Annotated in this window: 12 protein-coding genes; 2 read left to right on the forward strand and 10 right to left on the reverse strand. The window is 61.3% G+C overall.

All coding sequences use genetic code 11. The annotated features are described in order from the left end of the window. Window positions 1-5 precede the first annotated feature (5 nt). The 10 genes from JZM60_RS02670 to JZM60_RS02715 form a co-directional block, all read right to left on the reverse strand. Window positions 6-2,099, reverse strand: a complete 2,094-nt coding sequence (locus tag JZM60_RS02670) for a methyl-accepting chemotaxis protein (protein WP_207163990.1) — start codon at window positions 2,097-2,099, stop codon at window positions 6-8. Between the two features lie 193 nt (window positions 2,100-2,292). Beyond that, entirely contained in the window at window positions 2,293-4,959 is a 2,667-nt protein-coding gene (ppdK, locus tag JZM60_RS02675) for a pyruvate, phosphate dikinase (RefSeq protein ID WP_207163991.1), read from the reverse strand. Between the two features lie 140 nt (window positions 4,960-5,099). Then, on the reverse strand, window positions 5,100-7,163 hold the full coding sequence (gene glyS / locus JZM60_RS02680) for a glycine--tRNA ligase subunit beta (protein WP_207163992.1): 2,064 nt from the start codon (window positions 7,161-7,163) through the stop codon (window positions 5,100-5,102). A 1-nt stretch (window position 7,164) separates the two neighbouring features. Continuing rightward, the gene (gene glyQ, locus JZM60_RS02685; protein ID WP_207163993.1) at window positions 7,165-8,040 is read right to left on the reverse strand and encodes a glycine--tRNA ligase subunit alpha; all 876 of its coding nucleotides are present in this window, start codon (window positions 8,038-8,040) and stop codon (window positions 7,165-7,167) included. Between the two features lie 133 nt (window positions 8,041-8,173). Continuing rightward, window positions 8,174-8,908, reverse strand: a complete 735-nt coding sequence (gene recO / locus JZM60_RS02690) for a DNA repair protein RecO (protein WP_207163994.1) — start codon at window positions 8,906-8,908, stop codon at window positions 8,174-8,176. 96 nt (window positions 8,909-9,004) lie between these two features. Beyond that, a complete protein-coding gene (locus JZM60_RS02695; protein ID WP_207163995.1) occupies window positions 9,005-9,448 on the reverse strand; it encodes a tetratricopeptide repeat protein in 444 nt (147 codons plus the stop codon). Window positions 9,449-9,652: 204 nt separating this feature from the next. Beyond that, the gene (locus JZM60_RS02700; protein ID WP_207163996.1) at window positions 9,653-10,639 is read right to left on the reverse strand and encodes a zinc-dependent alcohol dehydrogenase family protein; all 987 of its coding nucleotides are present in this window, start codon (window positions 10,637-10,639) and stop codon (window positions 9,653-9,655) included. 1 nt (window position 10,640) lies between these two features. After that, window positions 10,641-11,783 carry an HAD-IA family hydrolase gene (locus JZM60_RS02705; protein ID WP_207163997.1) on the reverse strand — a complete coding sequence of 381 codons (1,143 nt, stop codon included), beginning with the start codon at window positions 11,781-11,783 and terminating at the stop codon, window positions 10,641-10,643. Then, a complete protein-coding gene (locus JZM60_RS02710; RefSeq protein WP_241426350.1) occupies window positions 11,780-12,283 on the reverse strand; it encodes a dihydrofolate reductase in 504 nt (167 codons plus the stop codon). The genes JZM60_RS02705 and JZM60_RS02710 overlap by 4 nt, the downstream gene beginning before the upstream one ends. Continuing rightward, the gene (locus tag JZM60_RS02715; protein ID WP_207163998.1) at window positions 12,273-14,201 is read right to left on the reverse strand and encodes a carbon starvation CstA family protein; all 1,929 of its coding nucleotides are present in this window, start codon (window positions 14,199-14,201) and stop codon (window positions 12,273-12,275) included. The genes JZM60_RS02710 and JZM60_RS02715 overlap by 11 nt, the downstream gene beginning before the upstream one ends. 229 nt (window positions 14,202-14,430) lie before the next feature. Between JZM60_RS02715 and JZM60_RS02720 the strand changes: the two genes are divergently transcribed. Both JZM60_RS02720 and JZM60_RS02725 read left to right on the forward strand, forming a co-directional pair. Then, the gene (locus JZM60_RS02720) at window positions 14,431-15,795 is read left to right on the forward strand and encodes a sigma-54-dependent transcriptional regulator (RefSeq protein ID WP_207163999.1); all 1,365 of its coding nucleotides are present in this window, start codon (window positions 14,431-14,433) and stop codon (window positions 15,793-15,795) included. Between the two features lie 471 nt (window positions 15,796-16,266). Further along, window positions 16,267-17,898, forward strand: a complete 1,632-nt coding sequence (locus JZM60_RS02725) for a methyl-accepting chemotaxis protein (protein WP_207164000.1) — start codon at window positions 16,267-16,269, stop codon at window positions 17,896-17,898. The last annotated feature ends 67 nt before the right edge of the window (window positions 17,899-17,965 follow it).

Raw genomic sequence — 17,965 nt, forward strand, 5'->3', positions numbered from 1 at the left:
TTGTATCAGTCGTCGGCCCGGTAGCCGATCCTGACCGCCCCCCAGTGTTTCCCGCCGATTGTTATGGGTGTTGACAGGTCGTTCATGACCTCTCCGGTATCCCTGAGGTAGGTCTGGAGCAGGAAGCTCTGGGTATGGGTGGCGCAGCGGATACCGGTCCGGTCGTTGAATATCCGCTTGGTGCGGTTGTGCTCTTTGTCCTCGGCGGCGTCTCCGGTCAGGGGACGGGCATAGCGCAGGTTGTGGGAAGGGCAGTACCCCTTGCGATCGACGCTGATGGCGTAGTACATGCCGCTGTCCCGCGCAAGGATATCTTCCTGGAGCGGCGACACGACTTCATCGAAGAACCGGTCGAAGGGGGTGCGGTATTTCTGGGGGGCGGTGTTCGGAATCGGCATGTAGTCGGTGCTGAAAAGGGCCTCCATGGTAATCTTCCGGTCTGCAATGGCCTTCTCCAGGGCTGCCGTGACCCGCTCCCGCAACTCTGCGGCATACCCTTTTACGGTATCGTGATAGCACCCCACGCTGAACTTCCCCACGGTACCGTAGATGTTTTCGGCCGTTTCCGACAGTTCGCGGAATATGCGGGCCGTCTGCTCCATCTGCCCATTCACCGCTCCCGCCGTGGCCGACACCTGGCCGATTTTCTCCGTAATTTCAATGGTTGTGGCACTCTGCTCCTCGGTAGCCGTGGCAATCTGACTGATCATCTCCGTCGAGTCGCCTGCCAGCCGCAGAATCCCCTCCAGTTGCTGACGGGCATGGACTGACCTCTCAACCCCCTCCTCAACCCTCGCCTTACCCTCGTCGATGGAAGCCACCACCGCGCCGATCTCTTCCTGAATGCTCTTCACAATGGCGGCAATCTGCCGCGTGGAGGTGGCGGTACGATTGGAGAGCGTCTTCACCTCGTTGGCCACCACTGCGAATCCCCGCCCCGCGTCGCCGGCCCGGGCCGCCTCGATGGCCGCGTTGAGGGCCAGAAGATTGGTCTGATCCGCGATATCCTCGATGATCCCCACAATCTCGCCGATCTGTCCCGACGACACCTCCAGCTTCCCCATGGCCTCAAGGGTGCCTAATACGTTGGTCCGAATCTGGTCGATGCTCAGGGAGGTCTCCTCCACGGTCTCCATTCCCACCTTTGCGGCGCGGTCCACATTGAGGGAAAGCTGGGCCGCCCGCTGGGTAGTGGCAGCCACGTCGTTCAGGGTGGCCGACATCTCCTCGGAGGCCACCGCCACCGAGGTGGAAAGGTCCTTCTGTTCCGAGGTGGACGCAACAAGCTCTTCAGTTCCCTTTACGGTACGGCAGGCCGATATGGCGATATGCCCCGCCTGGCTGTAGAGGGAGGTCACGATCTCCCGCAGCTTGGCGATCAGCATATTGACCCCTTCGGCCAGTTCGCCGAGCTCGTCGCCGGTCCGAACCGGCATCCGGGAAGTAAGGTCGCCTTCCCCGTGGGCAATGACCTGGATCCGCTCCGACAGTTCACGGATGTTGCGGACGATGGTCTGGCGGAAGAAGAGGTAAAGAGACCCGAGCATGATCAGGAAAAAGACAAAACCCGCCGCCGTGAGGGTGAAGGTCAGATTCCGGGCGGCGATATATCCATCCTGAAGCGAGGTGGTGAGAAGGATTGCGCCGGCGTACCGGGCGCCCTTGTCATGACACGAGGTACAGCGTTCTTCGTTCGCCAGCGGGACGGCAAAGCTCAGAACGTGCTTCCCGTCGTCGAGTGTACGACGCAATTCTCTGGCCTGGCCCGAGGCAAGGGCTTCGGCAACAACCGGGTCGACAGGCGCACTCTTGTTCCCCGACGGTTTGCCTTCAGGACTGAACACCTTGAGGTCCAGCACCTGCCCCTTTCCCTTCACCCGCTCCACATACCGGTTTATAACCGCCATCTCCCCTGCCATCATATTCTCGGCGAGTTCCTGGGCAATGAGGTTTGCAAGGCCGCGCGTGTTAGTTGTCTGGAGCTTCATCAACGCGGCATATTCCAGCCAGATTGCGGTCACGCCGAGGATCGCGAACCCCACGCAGAGCGTCGCACCGATTATCCCCAGCACTTTAAATTCAAGTCTGTTCTTCAGCATATCATGACACCTCCATCGTATAACCTGGCCGTTACTACCTTATCGGCACCGGGTGTCAACTCTTTAGCGTTTCTATAAAAATGTTTTATTTTTCGGTAAACATCAGGCTTCAAGTGATGGCAAACGGGAGGGACAACAAAAAAAGCCCCGGCAATGCCGGGGCTTTTTTAACAAACAACTAATCAACCGTGGTTCAGTTCGCTTCCTCCAGGGCCGCATGGGCAGCGGCCAGACGGGCGATGGGCACCCGGAAGGGGGAGCAGGAAACGTAGTCGAGACCGATCTTGTGGCAGAAGATAACCGACGACGGGTCGCCGCCGTGCTCACCGCAGATGCCGAGCTTGATGCCAGGCCGCGTGGCGCGCCCTTTCTCCGTTGCCATTTTCACCAGAACGCCGACGCCGTTCTGGTCGAGGGAGACGAAGGGGTCCTCTTCCAGGAGCCCCGACTCCACATAGAACGGCAGGAACTTGCCGGCGTCGTCCCGCGACAGGCCGAAGGTGGTCTGGGTCAGGTCATTGGTGCCGAAGGAGAAGAAATCGGCCTGACGGGCAATCTCGTCGGCGGTGATGGCCGCCCTGGGGAGCTCGATCATGGTGCCGATCAGGTAGTTGATTTTCACGCCATAGGCGGCGATGACCTCCTCGCAGACCCGCACGGTGTTCTCCCTCAGGCGGGCCAGTTCGCTCACCACTCCCACAAGCGGAATCATGATCTCGGGGACTATGGTGAAGCCCTCGTTCTTGGTCAGTTCGCAGGCGGCTTCCATAATAGCCTGCACCTGCATGTCGTAGATCTCAGGGAAAGTGAGCCCCAGGCGGCACCCGCGATGGCCTAGCATCGGGTTGAACTCGTGCAGATAATCCACCTTGTTCTTTAGGGTCTGGGCAGTCACACCCATGGTCTTGGCCAAGGCATCTATGTCTTTGTCATCCTGGGGAAGGAACTCGTGCAGCGGCGGATCCAGGAGACGGATGGTAACAGGCAGGTCTTTCATCTCGCGGAATATGCCGAGGAAGTCCCCCTTCTGCATGGGGAGGATTTTGGCCAGCGCCCGCTTTCTCCCCTCGACATCGTCGGAGAGAATCATCTCGCGCACAGCCGCAATACGGTCCGCCTCGAAGAACATATGCTCGGTACGGCAAAGGCCGATCCCCTCAGCGCCGAATTCGCGGGCCACCCGGGAGTCGTTGGGTGTGTCGGCATTGGTCCGCACCTTGAGCTTGCGGTAGTTGTCGACCCACCCCATGAGGATGCCGAAGTCGCCGGTGAGCTGGGGTGCCACGGTGGGCACCTCGCCGAGCATAACCTCGCCGGTTGAACCGTCGAGGGTAATCGTGTCCCCCTTCTTGACCAGTTCCCCCTTGGCAGTCATGAACTGGCCGGCGGCATAATCCACCTTGATGTCGCCGCAACCGGCCACGCAGCACTTGCCCATCCCCCGGGCCACCACCGCCGCGTGGGAGGTCATTCCCCCCCTGGCGGTGAGGATTCCCTGGGCCGCATGCATGCCGTGAATGTCTTCCGGGGAAGTTTCAACCCGGACCAGGATGACCTTGAGCCCGAGCCGGCCGGCGGCCTCGGCCTCATCGGCAGTGAAGACCACCTCGCCCGATGCGGCGCCCGGCGATGCGGGAAGCCCCTTGGCAATGACATTCTTCTTGGCCTTGGGGTCAAGGGAGGGGTGGAGGAGCTGGTCAAGCTGTGACGGAGAGACCCGCAGGACCGCGGTCTTCTCGTCGATGAGCCCTTCATTCACCATATCCACGGCAACCTTTATGGCCGCCTTGGCGGTCCGCTTGCCGTTGCGGGTCTGGAGCATGAAGAGTTTGCCCTTCTCGATGGTGAACTCGATATCCTGCATGTCCCTGTAGTGCTTCTCCAGGATGCCGCGGATATCCACCAGCTGCTTGTAGCACTCGGGCATGACCTCTTCCATGGCGGGAAGCGTGGAGTCCTTGCTGTTGGAGCGATTGATGGGCTGCGGGGTCCGGATGCCGGCAACCACGTCCTCGCCCTGGGCATTGACCAGGTACTCGCCGTAGAAATAGTTCTCGCCGGTGGAGGGGTCGCGGGTGAAGGCGACGCCGGTGGCGCAATCGTTCCCCATGTTGCCGTAGACCATGGACTGGACGTTGACGGCGGTGCCCCAGTCGGCGGGGATGCCGTTAAGCCGGCGATAGGTGATGGCCCGCTGATTCATCCAGGAGCCGAAAACGGCACCCACGGCGCCCCAGAGTTGATCCTGGGGATTTTCGGGGAAAGTGACTCCGAGAACGTCCTTGATTTTTGCCTTGAACTTCCCAACCAGTTCTTTCCAGTCGGCAGCGGTGAGCTCCGTGTCGAGCTTTACCCCTTTAGCCTCCTTCTTTTCCTCCAGCAGGTGCTCCAGGGCATCCTTGTCCATCCCCATGACAACGTCGGAGTACATCTGCACGAACCGGCGGTAGGCGTCATAGGCGAAGCGCTCGTCGCCGCTCTGGGCGATGATCCCCTGCACCGTTTCGTCGTTGAGGCCCAGGTTGAGAATCGTATCCATCATACCCGGCATGGAGGCGCGGGCACCGGAGCGAACCGAAACCAGCAGGGGATTCTTCGGATCGCCGAAGGTCCGCCCCATGATGGCCTCCACCTGCTTCAGGTTCCCGGCCACTTCGGCCGCAAGGGACGCCGGATAAGTCTGGTTGTTGGCGTAGTAGTAGGTGCATACCTCGGTGGTGATGGTGAAGCCGGGGGGAACCGGCAGTCCGATTGCTGTCATTTCCGCCAGGTTGGCCCCCTTGCCCCCCAGCAGGTTCTTCATGTCGGCTTTTCCCTCTGCATTGCCGTTACCGAAGAAATAGACATACTTTTCAGCCATTGCACTCCTCCTCTGTGGTTGTGACGGTTACGCCGCCATTTATTGACAATAAACTCTTTTCGGCCTTATTAAATTCACCTTAAGTGTTACTCAACACAGTTCAGCCGGACTAAAACATAAAAAAAGCCGCCTAGCGTGAGCTAGGCGGCTATCTTGGCGAAGTCGGCCATGGTGCCGAGCATCCTTGCGATCCCTGTCAGGAGCGCAAGGCGGTTGGTCCGCACCCGTTCGTCCTCGGCCATGACCATGACCTTGTCGAAGAATGTATCGACCGGCCCCCGAAGGGCGGCAATCTCGGTAAGGGCGTCCAGGTAAGCCCTCTCCTCGATCTTCTTGCGTACGGTGGCGGCAACGGCCTGGACAGCCTTGTGAAGCCCACCCTCGGCGGGGTCCTGGAACAGTTTCGGGTCCACGGGCACGTCCACCCCGTCCTTCACGATGTTGCCGACCCGCTTGAAAGCCACGGCAAGGGGTTCGAAATCGGATTGCAGCTTGAAGGCAGCCAGGGCGGCAATCCGGGCCTCGGCATCCACCAGGTCGGAGCAACCGGCCGACACGGCCGCCTCGACCGCATCGGCGGCATAGCGGTCGGCCATGAGATTCACGAAACGGCCCCGGAAGAACTCCACAACATCCGCCTTAACCTCGGCAACGGGGCGGGTCAGTTTTGCTGCCAACAGCCCCAGAGCCTTGTCCACCTGCTCCTCAAGGGAGATGCGGTACTCCTTGTCCAGGATGATATTGATGATGCCCAGGGCAGAACGGCGCAGAGCGTAGGGATCGGCGGAGCCGGTGGGGATGAGTCCCACGCCGAAGCAGCCGCAGATGGTATCAAGCTTGTCCGCGATGGAGACGAAGGCACCGATGTCCGAAGCCGGAAGCTCGCCCCCCGCCTGGGTCGGGAGGTAGTGTTCGGCAATGGCTGCGGCCACCTCCGCATCCTCCCCTTCGATGAGGGCGTATTCGCGCCCCATGATCCCCTGCACCTCGGGGAACTCGCCCACCATGCCGGAGACGAGATCGGCCTTGCAGAGGAACGCGGTCCGGCTGGCCTTTTCCTTAACCGCCGGATTGAGGAGGCCGGCAAGCCCTTCGGCCAGAGCCCGGAAGCGCTCCATCTTCTCGAAGGAGGTGCCCAGCTTCTGCTGGTAAACAACGCTTTTCAACGATTCCACCCTGGTTTCCAGCTTCACCTTCTGATCTTCCTCGAAGAAGAAGCGGGCATCGGAAAGACGGGCACGGAGCACCCGCTCGTTCCCCTTGATGACCACGGAGGGGTCGTCGGTCAGGGTGTTGTTGATGGTGATGAAGGCGGGGCGGAGCTTCCCGTCCTCGTCGACGACGGAGAAATAGCGTTGATGGTTCCGCATGGAGGTGATGAGGACCTCCCGGGGAACCTTCAGGAACTCGGCGGAGAAGGTGCCGTGGACCGCGCTCGGATATTCGCAGAGATATGCAACCTCTTCCAGGAGCCCCTCATCGGGGAGGACATGACCGCCGGCCAGTTTGGCAACCCGGTGAACCTCCCGGCGGATGATTTCTTTTCTCCGCTCCGGGTCGGGGATGACGAAGTGGCGCTCGCACTCTTCAAGATAGTGGGCGAAGTCCCGCACCGGGAAGGGCTGGTTAGCCATGAAACGGTGCCCGCGGGAGATGGTGCCGCTCTCGATGTTGCCGAAGCTGAAGGGGACCACGACCCCGTCGAACAGGGCCACGATCCAGTGGATGGGCCGCGCGAAGCGCACATCCAGATCGCCCCAGCGCATGGACTTGCGGAAGGAGATGTTCCCCAGGAGCCGCGGCAGGATCTCGCCCAGGAGATCCGTCACCGGACGGCCGCTCTCCTTGCGAACGGCAGCAACATACTCGCCCTTCTCGGTGGAGACCAGGGTAAGGGAAGCAACGTCCACCCCCTGCCCGCGGGCAAAACCTTCGGCAGCTTTGGTCGGTTTCCCCTCGGCATTGAAGGCCACGTTCTTTGCCGGTCCGAGGGCGGTTATCTCGGCATCGGGCTGCACCGTCGGCAGTCCGCTGACCGCAACAGCAAGGCGGCGCGGCGTGCCGAGCGTGCGAATTTCGCCATAGGTGAGGCGGGCGTGTTCCAGCTCCTTCGCGAGAAGGGCCTCTATCTCGGCCATGGCCTTGGGGATGAAACCCGACGGAATCTCTTCGGTGCCTACTTCAAGAAAAAGCTCCTTGCTCATGCTAACGGCCTCCTTTCAACAGCGGGAAGCCGAGGCTTTCGCGTAATTTCAGGTACCCTTCGGCGCACAGCCGCGCCACGTTCCGCACCCGGCCGATGTAGGAGGCGCGCTCGGTGACCGAGATGGCCCCACGCGCATCCAGGAGGTTGAAGGTGTGGGAGCATTTCATGACGTAATCGTAGGCGGGGAGCACAAGCCCCCGCTCCACCAGCCGGACGCACTCCTTCTCGTACATGGTGAAGAGCTGGAGAAGCATCGCCACATCCGCCTCCTCGAAGTTGTAGGTGGAGAATTCCACCTCGCTCCGATGGTGGATGTCGCCGTAGCTGACCCCCTTGACCCATTCCAGGTCGTAGACGTTGTCCACACCCTGGAGGTACATGGCGATCCGCTCGCAGCCGTAGGTAATCTCCGAGGCTACGGGCTTCAGGTCGATGCCGCCCGCCTGCTGGAAGTAGGTGAACTGGGTGATCTCCATCCCGTCAAGCCATACCTCCCAGCCGAGGCCCCAGGCTCCCAGGGTCGGCGACTCCCAGTCGTCCTCAACGAAACGGATGTCGTGCTTCTGGGGATCGATGCCGAAGGCCCGCAGGGAATCCAGGTAGAGATCCAGGATATTGAGGGGAGACGGCTTCATGATGACCTGGAACTGGTAATAGTGCTGGAGTCGGTTGGGGTTTTCGCCGTAGCGGCCGTCGGTGGGACGGCGGGAAGGCTCGACATAGGCCACGTTCCACGGCTCGGGGCCTATGACGCGGAGGAATGTCGCGGGGTTGAAGGTACCGGCACCTTTTTCGGTGTCATAGGGCTGCTGAATCACGCAGCCTTGCTTGGCCCAGTACCCCTGGAGGGAGAGAATCAGATCTTGAAACGTCAAAACGGCTCCTCCGTCGGTAAAAAACAAAGCTCTTTACCCGTTATAAACAGTGTTTGACGAAACTTAAAAAGAGTCCAAGTTACGCACAATTAGAGTCGGAAAGATTACATCGTCCGGCCGAGCGTGTCAAGGATTAATCGGGCTCAATCTGTTTAAGAAAGGCAATGGAGTTGAGTGGACGGGTCAGATGGACGGCGATGGCGCTGTCGAGAAGCGCCCCCGCCTCACGCAGGGCGGGGGGTGAAAAGTGCACGGTTCCGAACCGGCCGGTTTCGAGGCATCGCCCGAGAAGCGCCGCAGCTTCCGCTCCAAGGGTGATGCCGTGACGGCCGCAACCGGCACAGAGCACCGCTCCCCCCCCACCCACCCGCCGGGAACCCTCCGGCGGAATATCAACGCCGCACGACGCGCACTGGTCGAGCGATATGCGATAACCGAGAATATTGAGAAAATTCGCCTCGAAAAAACGCCGGTCCGAAGCGGCGGTTTCCCCGGCATCGAGCCGCTCCAGGTATGCGGTCAGAAGCCGGTAGAGCCGGGGGGCCGGCGCCCCATCGGGAAGGTAGCGGTCCGTAAGCTCAACGGCATAGCCGGCAAGGCCGATGGCGTAAAGGTCACCGCGGATTCCGGGATAGAGGGTAACCACGTCGGCCCCCCGCACCGATGAGAGCCCTTCCCTCACAACCATCTCCACGCGAATGCGCGCGAAGGGCTCCAGCGCCGGGCCGAAACGCCGGGCGCTCCGCTTGGCCCCCTTGGCCACGCCCCGCACCTTCCCGTGCTCCAATGTGAAGAGGGTGACGATGCGGTCGCTCTCGCGAAAATCCATGGAGGCAAGAACTATGGCTTCGGAGCAGGTCAATTCCATGGGGGACAAGGTACCATCGGACCTCCAATCCCGTCAATCTCAGCCTGAAACTGGAAAGGGCGCCCGGTTATCCGGACGCCCCTTTTCTCTCCCACCCTACCGCAGCTTGAGCCGCGCCAGCAAAATGCCGGTGTACTTGTTGAGGACATGGTTGCGGTGCAGCCAGCGAAAGGGTGGCGGCTTCCGGGTACCAATCCGCTTCAGTTCGTTCACCGCATTTTCACCGGCTCCGCGCCTCACCCCCTCGCGCAGGACTTCCACCGCCTCAAGCCTCATCCCCGCCAGATAATAGATTCTTCCCAGATTCTCGTACAGGCGGGGATTGTCCGGTTCGCGGGCAATGGCGCTGCGGGCAAGGGATATGGAGTCGCTGAACTTGCCACGGGTCTTTGCCTGGCAGAGGGCAAGATAGGAAAAGGCTTCCGGATTTGCACCCACCCGAGCCACATGTTCAAAACAGGAGCGCGCCATATAGACATTACCGTTGTCCAGCGCCTCGACCCCCCGCTCAAACCACTCGTCATCATGTAATGCCTGCATGGTGCGCCTCGCTAACCCCCTTAGGAACTGCCGTCCATCTGACCAATCTATTTTCAAGATTCGAGCCAGTTATATAACGGCATCGCGAAGCGATGTAAGGGACTACAATTAATCAAAAATCCTCAACAAACAAAGATAAAAAAAATGTCACCATAACAAATTTCGACAATCATGCAGCCATTTAGCAGAAAAAATATTTACAGCTTACGTCACCACCAGGACCCCTGCCCCCCGGATCGCTCCACGGCGCAGATCGCCCAGGGCTTCGTTGGCAGCCTCAAGCGGATAGGATTGAACTTCAGTCCGCACCGGCACCCGCGGCGCCAGGGCAAGGAACTCCTCGCCGTCCCGGCGCGTGAGGTTGGCGACGGACCTGATGCTCCGTTCTCCCCAGAGGATGTCGTAGGGGAACTGCGGGATATCGCTCATGTGGATGCCCCCGCAGACGACGCCCCCCCCCTTCCCCAGCGCCCGGAGCGCGGCCGGCACCAGCTCTCCCGCCGGGGCGAATATGATGGCGGCATCCAGTTCCTCGGGAGGAAGCTCCGACGAACTTCCCGCCCAAACCGCCCCCATCTCCCGGGCGAATGCCTGCCCTTCACCGTCGCCGGGCCGGGTAAATCCGAAAACCTTGCGCCCCTGGAAAGCGGCCACCTGGGTTACAATATGCGCCGCTGCGCCGAAGCCGTAGACCCCGAGGTGCTCCGCGTCCCCCGCCATGACCAGGGAGCGGTAGCCGATGAGCCCGGCGCAGAGGAGCGGCGCCGCCTGCAGGTCCGGGTACCCTTCGGGGATCGGGAAGCAGAAACGGGCATCGGCCACCGTGTACTCGGCGAAACCGCCGTTTCGCTGGTAGCCGGTGAACAGGGCATGGTCGCACAGGTTCTCCCGCCCGGAAGTGCAGTGGCGGCAGGTGCCGCAGGTGGCCCCCAGCCACGGCACCCCCACCCTGGTTCCCTCCGCGAAGCGATGGACTCCGGCACCGAGGCGCACCACGCTCCCCACTATCTGGTGGCCGGGAATGAGGGGGAGCTTCGGCTCCGTCAGTTCGCCGTCCACGATGTGGAGGTCAGTGCGGCAGATGCCGCAGGCGTGGACCTTTAGGAGCACTTCCCCGGCACCCGGCTCCGGCACCGGCACATCGGCAAGACGAAGGGGCATCCCCGCCCCGTCGAAAATCATCGCACGCATGTCACACCTCCACGAACCGTTTGAGCTCACGCCGCAGCTGCGGCTCGCCATCGGCAACGATCCCCCGCATCCCCCGGCTCTCGGCCCGGACAACGTTTGCCAGCATGTCATCCACAAAGACCGCATCACGGGGGTCGATGCCCAACTCCCGCGCCACATCGTCAAAGAGGGACGGATCGCGCTTCCCCTTGCCGAGGCGGTAGCTGTTGAATACCCGGTCGAATTCCCGGAAGAAGCCGTCACGCCGGTCAAGCCATTCCAGCCAGTCGGTCTGGTCGCTGACGATTGCGGTGATGTACCCTTTTGCACGAAGTGCCCGCACCAGCTCCAGCATCCCGGGGCGGAGAACGAAGCGGTCCAGGATGACTGATGTCAGCTCCCGGGCGCTACCCCGCAGGCCGGTCCGCTCCCGCACCATGCACCAGAACGCGCTCTCGCTCCCCGTCCCCAGGACATAGCCGCTCTCATAGACCGCCTCCATGCCGGCACCGTGAAGCGCGATTGGGTCCAGCCCCTGGCGCCGGGCGAGCTCGAAGAGCCCCTCCCGGAACCCCTCCTCGGCCAGCACCCCGCCATAGTCGAAGAGGACCGCCTTCACCCCCTTCGCCGGCGCCCCGAGCCGCACCCGAAAAAGGGTCTGCCACCTCCGGGCGTCGCTCCAGCCGGTCACCGGGTCTGGGGCAACGATCTTCAGCTCGTCAAAGCGCATCTCCTGCCTGTCCAGGGAGACGGTGCGCGCCGCCATCTCCTTTGCTGCCAGCGGCATGTCGGCATAGAGCAGCGAGAGGTGCGGCATGAGCACGTGCCCCGAATCGGCGGCCACCGCCCCCTTCACCATTTCATGAACCCGGCTCAGGGGGGGCTCATCCCCGAAGGCAACAAAGAGGGACCGAAAGTACTCCTCCGTCACACCGAGCCCCGTCACCCGCAGGGTGATGGGGCCAGTTCCGGCCGCCGCCTCGGCAAGGGCCCGGCGCACCGGCTCCAGGTCGGCATCCGTATCGTAGCTCCCGCCATAGACGGTGACGTGGGGTTCGAAGGGAGGCGCGTCATAGCGGGCGGCAAGCTCGCGGATCACCCCTTCGGCCCAACGGCGGTCGTCCGCAGCCGGGACAAGGAATACGGAAAAGCGGCGGCTGGTCATGGCGTCAGCTCCCTCCGGCGCTCGAAAGAGAGAAACTCATGGGGGGGCGCCCCCTCGCCGGAAATCCGCTCCATCTCCTGAAAATCGCCGGGGATCTCCGGAAAAACCGTATCCCCTTCGTACGCGTCATGGATAACCGTGAGAAGGATGCGGCCCGCAAGCGGCAGAACCTCCCGGTAAACCTCGCCGCCGCCGCAGATGAACACCTCGCGGGCGGCACCGGCCAGCTCCAGGGCCTCGTCAAGGGTGCGGGCGACGGTCACACCTTCGGGGGCATATCCTTCCCGGCGGGTAAGGACGATATTCTGCCGCCCCGGAAGCGGGCGTCCCAAGGACTCGAAGGTCTTCCGGCCCATGATGACCGGGTGCCCCATGGTTATGGACTTGAACCGGGCCAGATCGTCGGGGATGTGCCACGGCATGGCGCCGTCTTTTCCGATCACGCGATTCTCGGCCATGGCGGCGATGATGGTGACGATCATGGTGCGGCTACGCGGCATCCTCATACTCCAGCACCTCGCTTGTGGCAATGGGCCTCTTCTCGGTGAGGTAGCCGTACCACTTGTAGAGCATATCGATCAGGGTCACCACCGCCAGGACAGCCATCACCGCCACCAGCCCGGCGTTCATCCTGAAGGTCAGGGCTTCCGATGCCGCGGGAGCCGTGGCGGCCTTGCCGAGAAAAATGCCCACGAGGTCCCACGAGGCGGCGAACGTCGTCACGTACATGAAAGCCATGGGGATCAACGTAGTCCAGGCGTAGCGGACCTTGCCGGTTTTGATGAGGATAGTGGTGCCGACCCCGAGGGCAATGGCCGCCAGGAGCTGGTTCGACACCCCGAACATGGGCCAGATGGTGGAGACGTTGCCGGACCATATCAGGTATGACCATGCGGCCACCACGACAGCGCTCGTGAAAATGATGCCGGGAAGCCAGCGCTGCCGCCCCAGGGGCGCATAGACCCGGCTCCCCAGCTCCTGGAGGAGAAAGCGGGCCACCCTGGTGCCGGTATCGACGGTGGTGAGGATGAAGAGGGCCTCGAACATGAGGGCGAAGTTGTACCAGTAGGGCATGAGCCCCTTCATGCCGGGGAGCGACGACAGGATGGAAGCCATCCCCACCGCCAGGGAAACGGCGCCGCCGGGGCGGCCGACGATGTCGGTCCCCACCATGGCCGACAGCTCCCGCACCCGGTCGATGGGAAACCCCAGGGCCGCGATGGCGTCGAAGGAGAGCTTCGTGTTGATGGCGAAGTAGTCGCCGGGGATGAGGATTGTGGCCGCCACCAGCGCCATGACCGACACGAAACCCTCGGCCAGCATGGCCCCATAGCCGATCATCGGTATCTCCCGTTCGCTCATGATCATCTTCGGCGTGGTGCCCGAGGATATGAGGGAATGGAACCCCGAAACCGCGCCACAGGCAATGGTAATGAACATGAATGGGAAGAGCTTGCCGGGGATCACCGGCCCGCCGCCGGAAACGAACGAGGTCACGGCCGGCATCTGGATGGTGGGAGCCATGAAGATGACGCCGACGGCCAGAAGGCTCACCGTGCCGATCTTCATGTAGGTGGAGATGTAGTCCCGGGGGCAGAGGAGCATCCAGACCGGGAGAATGGAAGCGATGAGGCCGTAGGCTGCCATGGCAAGGGTAAGCCCCCCCTTCCCGAGACTGAAGAAGGGCTCAAGGGGAGAACCGGGAATGAAGTGGCCGCTGAATACCGCCAGCAGAAGGAGCACGAAACCGATGGCGCTCACCTCCCCCACCCGGCCGGGGCGGAGCTTGTAGAGGTAGAGCCCCATGAAGAGGGCAATGGGGATGGTGAGGAAGATGGTGAAAGTCCCCCAGGGGCTATTGGCCAGGGAGTTCACCACCGCAAGGCCGAGCCCCGCCAGGGCCACGATCAGGATGAAGAGGATGGCCAGCGACGCCGCCAGCCCCCCCACCGGCCCGATCTCGTCCTTGGCGATCCGGGCCAGGGATCGGCCGTTGCGCCGCACCGACGCCGCCAGGATCACCATATCGTGCACCGCCCCCACCACCACTGCCCCGATGAGAATCCAGAGGAATCCCGGCAGGTAGCCGAACTGGGCCGCCAGCATCGGGCCGATGAGGGGACCGGCCCCGGCGATGGCCGCGAAGTGGTGGCCGAAGAGGACCCAGCGGTTGGTGGGGTGGTAGTCCATGCCGTCGGCCAGGCGCCGGGCCGGAGTTTTCAGGTGGGCATCGAGGGAGAGAACCTTCGCCGCCAGGAAGGCGCCGTAGAAGCGGTAGGCAACCAGGTAGAAACAGGCGGCGGCAGTCACGAGCCAGAGGGCGTTCACCTTCTCCCCCGGATTCACAACCCCAGCCACCACGGCAAGTGAAATCGCCGCAACCGCCGAAATCACCAACCAGACGAGTTTTCCGAGCATCCGTTCGCCTCCTTTGCCTGCTCATGGGCAGGGGCCGGACTCCTCTCCCCACGCACAGCCTCGAACATGCAAAAAAACTTAACAGAAAGCCGACCCAGCCTCAAGAATTAATATAATGATTCGATTTTATTGCAATTTTCAAAATTATTATTCGCAGTGAATAAATCTTCATTCTTGCCGATAAGACTTAAAGTGAACTGCAATAGAGAACGCAAAGGCCATCTGAACCATGGGCGACCCGAAAATCCTAGCGGTAGACGATCAGCAGATTTTTCTGCTTCTCCTCGAAAATCACCTGCGCGAGGCTGGGTTCACCCCCCTGACCGCGTCAGTCGGACAAGAGGCACTGGCCATCCTCGAACAGCAAGCGGTCGACCTGATCATCTCCGACCTGATGATGCCGGGAATGGACGGCCTTGAACTCATTGAACAGGTTCACAAGCGCCATCCCGGCCTTCCCATAATAGTTCTCACCGGCCACGGGAGCGTCGAAAGCGCCGTGGAGGCCATGCGGCGGGGCGCCTACGATTATCTGGAGAAACCTTACAACCCGGATGTCCTGGGTATCACCATCCGGCGCGCCCTCGACCATCATCACGTCATCCGCGAAAACCAGCAGATCACGGGATTGCTGCGGGAGCGATTCACCTTCCAGAGCATCGTCACCGTCAACCCGGCCATGAAGGAACTTCTGGAACTGGCCGCCAGGGTCGCGTCGGCCCGGCAGACCACGGTGGCCATTTACGGTGAGAGCGGTGCAGGCAAGGAAGTGCTGGCGCGCGCCATCCACTTTGCCGGCAATGGGCTCCCTGCCGGATTTGTTGCAGTCAACTGCGCCGCTATCCCCGAGCATCTTCTGGAAAGCGAGCTTTTCGGCCATGTACGGGGAGCCTTCACCGGCGCCGATCGGGATCGGGAAGGGAAATTCAGCATGGCCCGAGGCGGGACGATCCTCCTGGACGAGATCGGCGACATGCCCCTGCCGCTCCAGGCAAAGCTCCTGCGGGTCCTCCAGGAACGGGTCTTCGAGAAGATCGGCAGCAACACTCCGCTGCTGGCCGACTGCCGGGTCATCGTGGCCACAAACCGCAACCTGGTCAGCCTGGTTGCTTCCGGCAAATTCCGGGAGGACCTCTACCACCGGATCAACGTCTTTCCCCTTACCATCCCCCCCCTCAGGGAACGCAAGGACGACATCCCCCTGCTGTGCGAACATGTCCTCGACCAGTTGCGTCAGCACCTCGGCAAACCGCTCCCCGGCATATCCCAGGAAGCCATGAATATCATGCTCGATTACCCATGGCCCGGCAATGTCCGGGAACTGCGCAACTGCCTGGAGCGGGCCGCCATCCTCACCGACGGCGAACTCATCCGCCCTTCCCACCTGGGAATAGGAACGGGGCCGGCCGACGATATCCAGACCGTGAGCAGTCCCGGAACCACAACCTACACCCTGACGCTCCCATCAGACCAGATCTCCCTCGATGCCCTCACCGACCGCATCCTAGCAATAACCCTGGAGCGGTGCGGCGGCAACAAGTCAAAGGCCTCCCAATTCCTTCGGATAAACCGCAAGGCCTTCTACCGCTCCTGAAACTCCCCTCGATCATTTTCCCGCCGCATGTGTCCCCTCCCAGGCCACACTGTCCCCTCAAGGGACAATACAAAAAGCACGCAACACCATAAATAGCTGTAATCACTTACATCTACAAATTGGCACCACTCCTGCCACATTAAGGGTAACAGCATTGGCAACTGTCCCGCTGCGGGACAGAACAGGAAAACAACCATGTCACAGGTAGGTGTGGGAAATTTCTGGGATGCTTGCCGGCAGACGATGCCTTTCGGCAGGAAGCGGCAAAATCTCCTGCAAGATGCTTGTCGGGATTAGGGTTACGTACTCAGCGCCGAAGAACTCGCCGTGATACGAAGGGGAAGATTCACCCCTATTCAGCCTAGCTTGACAGCCGCATCGAGCGATTTTCCCGCGCCAGCACCTGATATGCACCGAAGGTACCGCAAGGGTTACACCAAGAGACTTATTAAATCATCAGGAGGAATCGGCATGAAATGGTTCAACAATTTCAAGGTTGGCACGAAGCTCATTGCAGGATTTGTTTCGGTGGCCATGGTCGCCGCCATCATCGGGGTTGTCGGCATCTTGAAGATTCACCAGCTTAAAGACGAAAGCATTAAACTCAACGAAAAGGTAACCGTTCCCCTGGGCGATCTGGGCAACATGTCTGTCGCCTTCCAGCGGATCAGGATTAACTTGCGCGACGCAGTGGAAGAGAGAGAGCCGACGGAACGACAGCATAATGTGGAAAAAATCCTTCAGCTTCGCCAAATAATAACCGAGAGGGCTGAACGCTTCGAAAAGACAATCCTGACCGAAGATGGGCGGAGACTTTTTACCGAGTTCAAGGAAACACGAAAGGCGTACATAGGGCTTTCCGACAAAGTATTGCAGCTCGACGAAGCCGGCAGGGATGCCGAGGCGGTGGAGCTGATGCATGGCGACGCCAAGAAAGCGGCATTTCACGAGCAGGAGTTGCTGGACAAGCTGATGGAGTCGAAAGAGAAGCAGGCCAAGCTGACCGCAGAAAATAACAACGCCGTTGCCACATCGGCCTCGCGGCTTATGACTATGCTCGCGGTTATCGGCGTGATTATGGCCGTCGGCCTCGGCTTGATCATCTCCCGGATAATCACCGCCCCATTGGGCAAGGCAGTCGAAGTCGCCAACCGCTTGGCCGACGGCGACCTGACGGTTGATGTCGTCGCCACGTCGGGCGACGAGACCGGACAGGTGCTCTCCGCCATGGGAAACATGGTGAGAAGCCTCCGTGACATGGTAATCCAGACCGTAACCATATCCACAGGCATCGCGGCCGCCTCCTCACAGCTCCATGCAACGTCCGAGCAGATCGCCACCGGCGCGGAAGAAGTGGCCTCCCAGAGCGGCACCGTTGCCACGGCGAGTGAAGAAATGGCAGCCACCAGTTCGGACATCGCCCGCAACTGCGGTGCAGCAGCCGATGCCTCCATGCAGTCCACCGCATCGGCAACCGCCGGCGCCAAGATCGTTCAGGAAACCATAACCGGCATGGGGGTCATCGCCGACCGGGTGCGCCAGACGTCCAGAACGGTTGAAGCCCTGGGAACCCGCTCGGAGGAAATCGGCGAAATCATCGGAACCATTGAGGACATCGCCGATCAGACGAACCTTCTGGCCCTGAACGCCGCCATTGAAGCTGCGCGAGCCGGGGAACAGGGACGCGGCTTCGCCGTTGTCGCCGACGAAGTGCGGGCGCTGGCAGAGCGCACCACCAAGGCCACCAAGGAGATCGGTGCCATGATCAAGACGATCCAGAGCGAGACCCGGGATGCAGTACGCGCCATGGACGAGGGGGTTCAGGAGGCCGAAAAGGGTGCGGTGTCGGCCCAGAAATCGGGTGAAGCGCTGGAAGATATCCTGAGCCGCATAAACGAAGTGGCCATGCAGGTGAGCCAGATAGCCACCGCTGCCGAGCAGCAGACCGCAACCACCAGTGAAGTGACCACCAACATCCAGCAGATCACAGAAGTGGTGCACCAGACGGCAAACGGGGCCGAGGAAACGGCCGGGGCGGCGGCACAGCTTGCCCGGCAGGCTACCGACTTGCAGACCCTTGTGAGCCGGTTCAGCCTGGCATGAGACTATCAGCAGGGTTGCTGGGGGAAGGAGATAATGACGCTCCCCCTTTCAATGCAGGGATAACGGG

Source organism: Geobacter benzoatilyticus, assembly GCF_017338855.1.
GTDB classification, from domain to species: domain Bacteria; phylum Desulfobacterota; class Desulfuromonadia; order Geobacterales; family Geobacteraceae; genus Geobacter; species Geobacter benzoatilyticus.

What these genes read in the sequence shown, in the direction of transcription:
- glyS (WP_207163992.1), bottom strand. Translation starts at nt 7,163, where the DNA reads ATGAGCAAGGAGCTTTTTCTTGAAGTAGGCACCGAAGAGATTCCGTCG.
- JZM60_RS02725 (WP_207164000.1), top strand. Translation starts at nt 16,267, where the DNA reads ATGAAATGGTTCAACAATTTCAAGGTTGGCACGAAGCTCATTGCAGGA.
- JZM60_RS02710 (WP_241426350.1), bottom strand. Translation starts at nt 12,283, where the DNA reads ATGCCGCGTAGCCGCACCATGATCGTCACCATCATCGCCGCCATGGCC.
- JZM60_RS02670 (WP_207163990.1), bottom strand. Translation starts at nt 2,099, where the DNA reads ATGCTGAAGAACAGACTTGAATTTAAAGTGCTGGGGATAATCGGTGCG.
- JZM60_RS02695 (WP_207163995.1), bottom strand. Translation starts at nt 9,448, where the DNA reads ATGCAGGCATTACATGATGACGAGTGGTTTGAGCGGGGGGTCGAGGCG.
- recO (WP_207163994.1), bottom strand. Translation starts at nt 8,908, where the DNA reads ATGGAATTGACCTGCTCCGAAGCCATAGTTCTTGCCTCCATGGATTTT.
- JZM60_RS02720 (WP_207163999.1), top strand. Translation starts at nt 14,431, where the DNA reads ATGGGCGACCCGAAAATCCTAGCGGTAGACGATCAGCAGATTTTTCTG.
- JZM60_RS02715 (WP_207163998.1), bottom strand. Translation starts at nt 14,201, where the DNA reads ATGCTCGGAAAACTCGTCTGGTTGGTGATTTCGGCGGTTGCGGCGATT.
- JZM60_RS02705 (WP_207163997.1), bottom strand. Translation starts at nt 11,783, where the DNA reads ATGACCAGCCGCCGCTTTTCCGTATTCCTTGTCCCGGCTGCGGACGAC.
- JZM60_RS02700 (WP_207163996.1), bottom strand. Translation starts at nt 10,639, where the DNA reads ATGCGTGCGATGATTTTCGACGGGGCGGGGATGCCCCTTCGTCTTGCC.
- ppdK (WP_207163991.1), bottom strand. Translation starts at nt 4,959, where the DNA reads ATGGCTGAAAAGTATGTCTATTTCTTCGGTAACGGCAATGCAGAGGGA.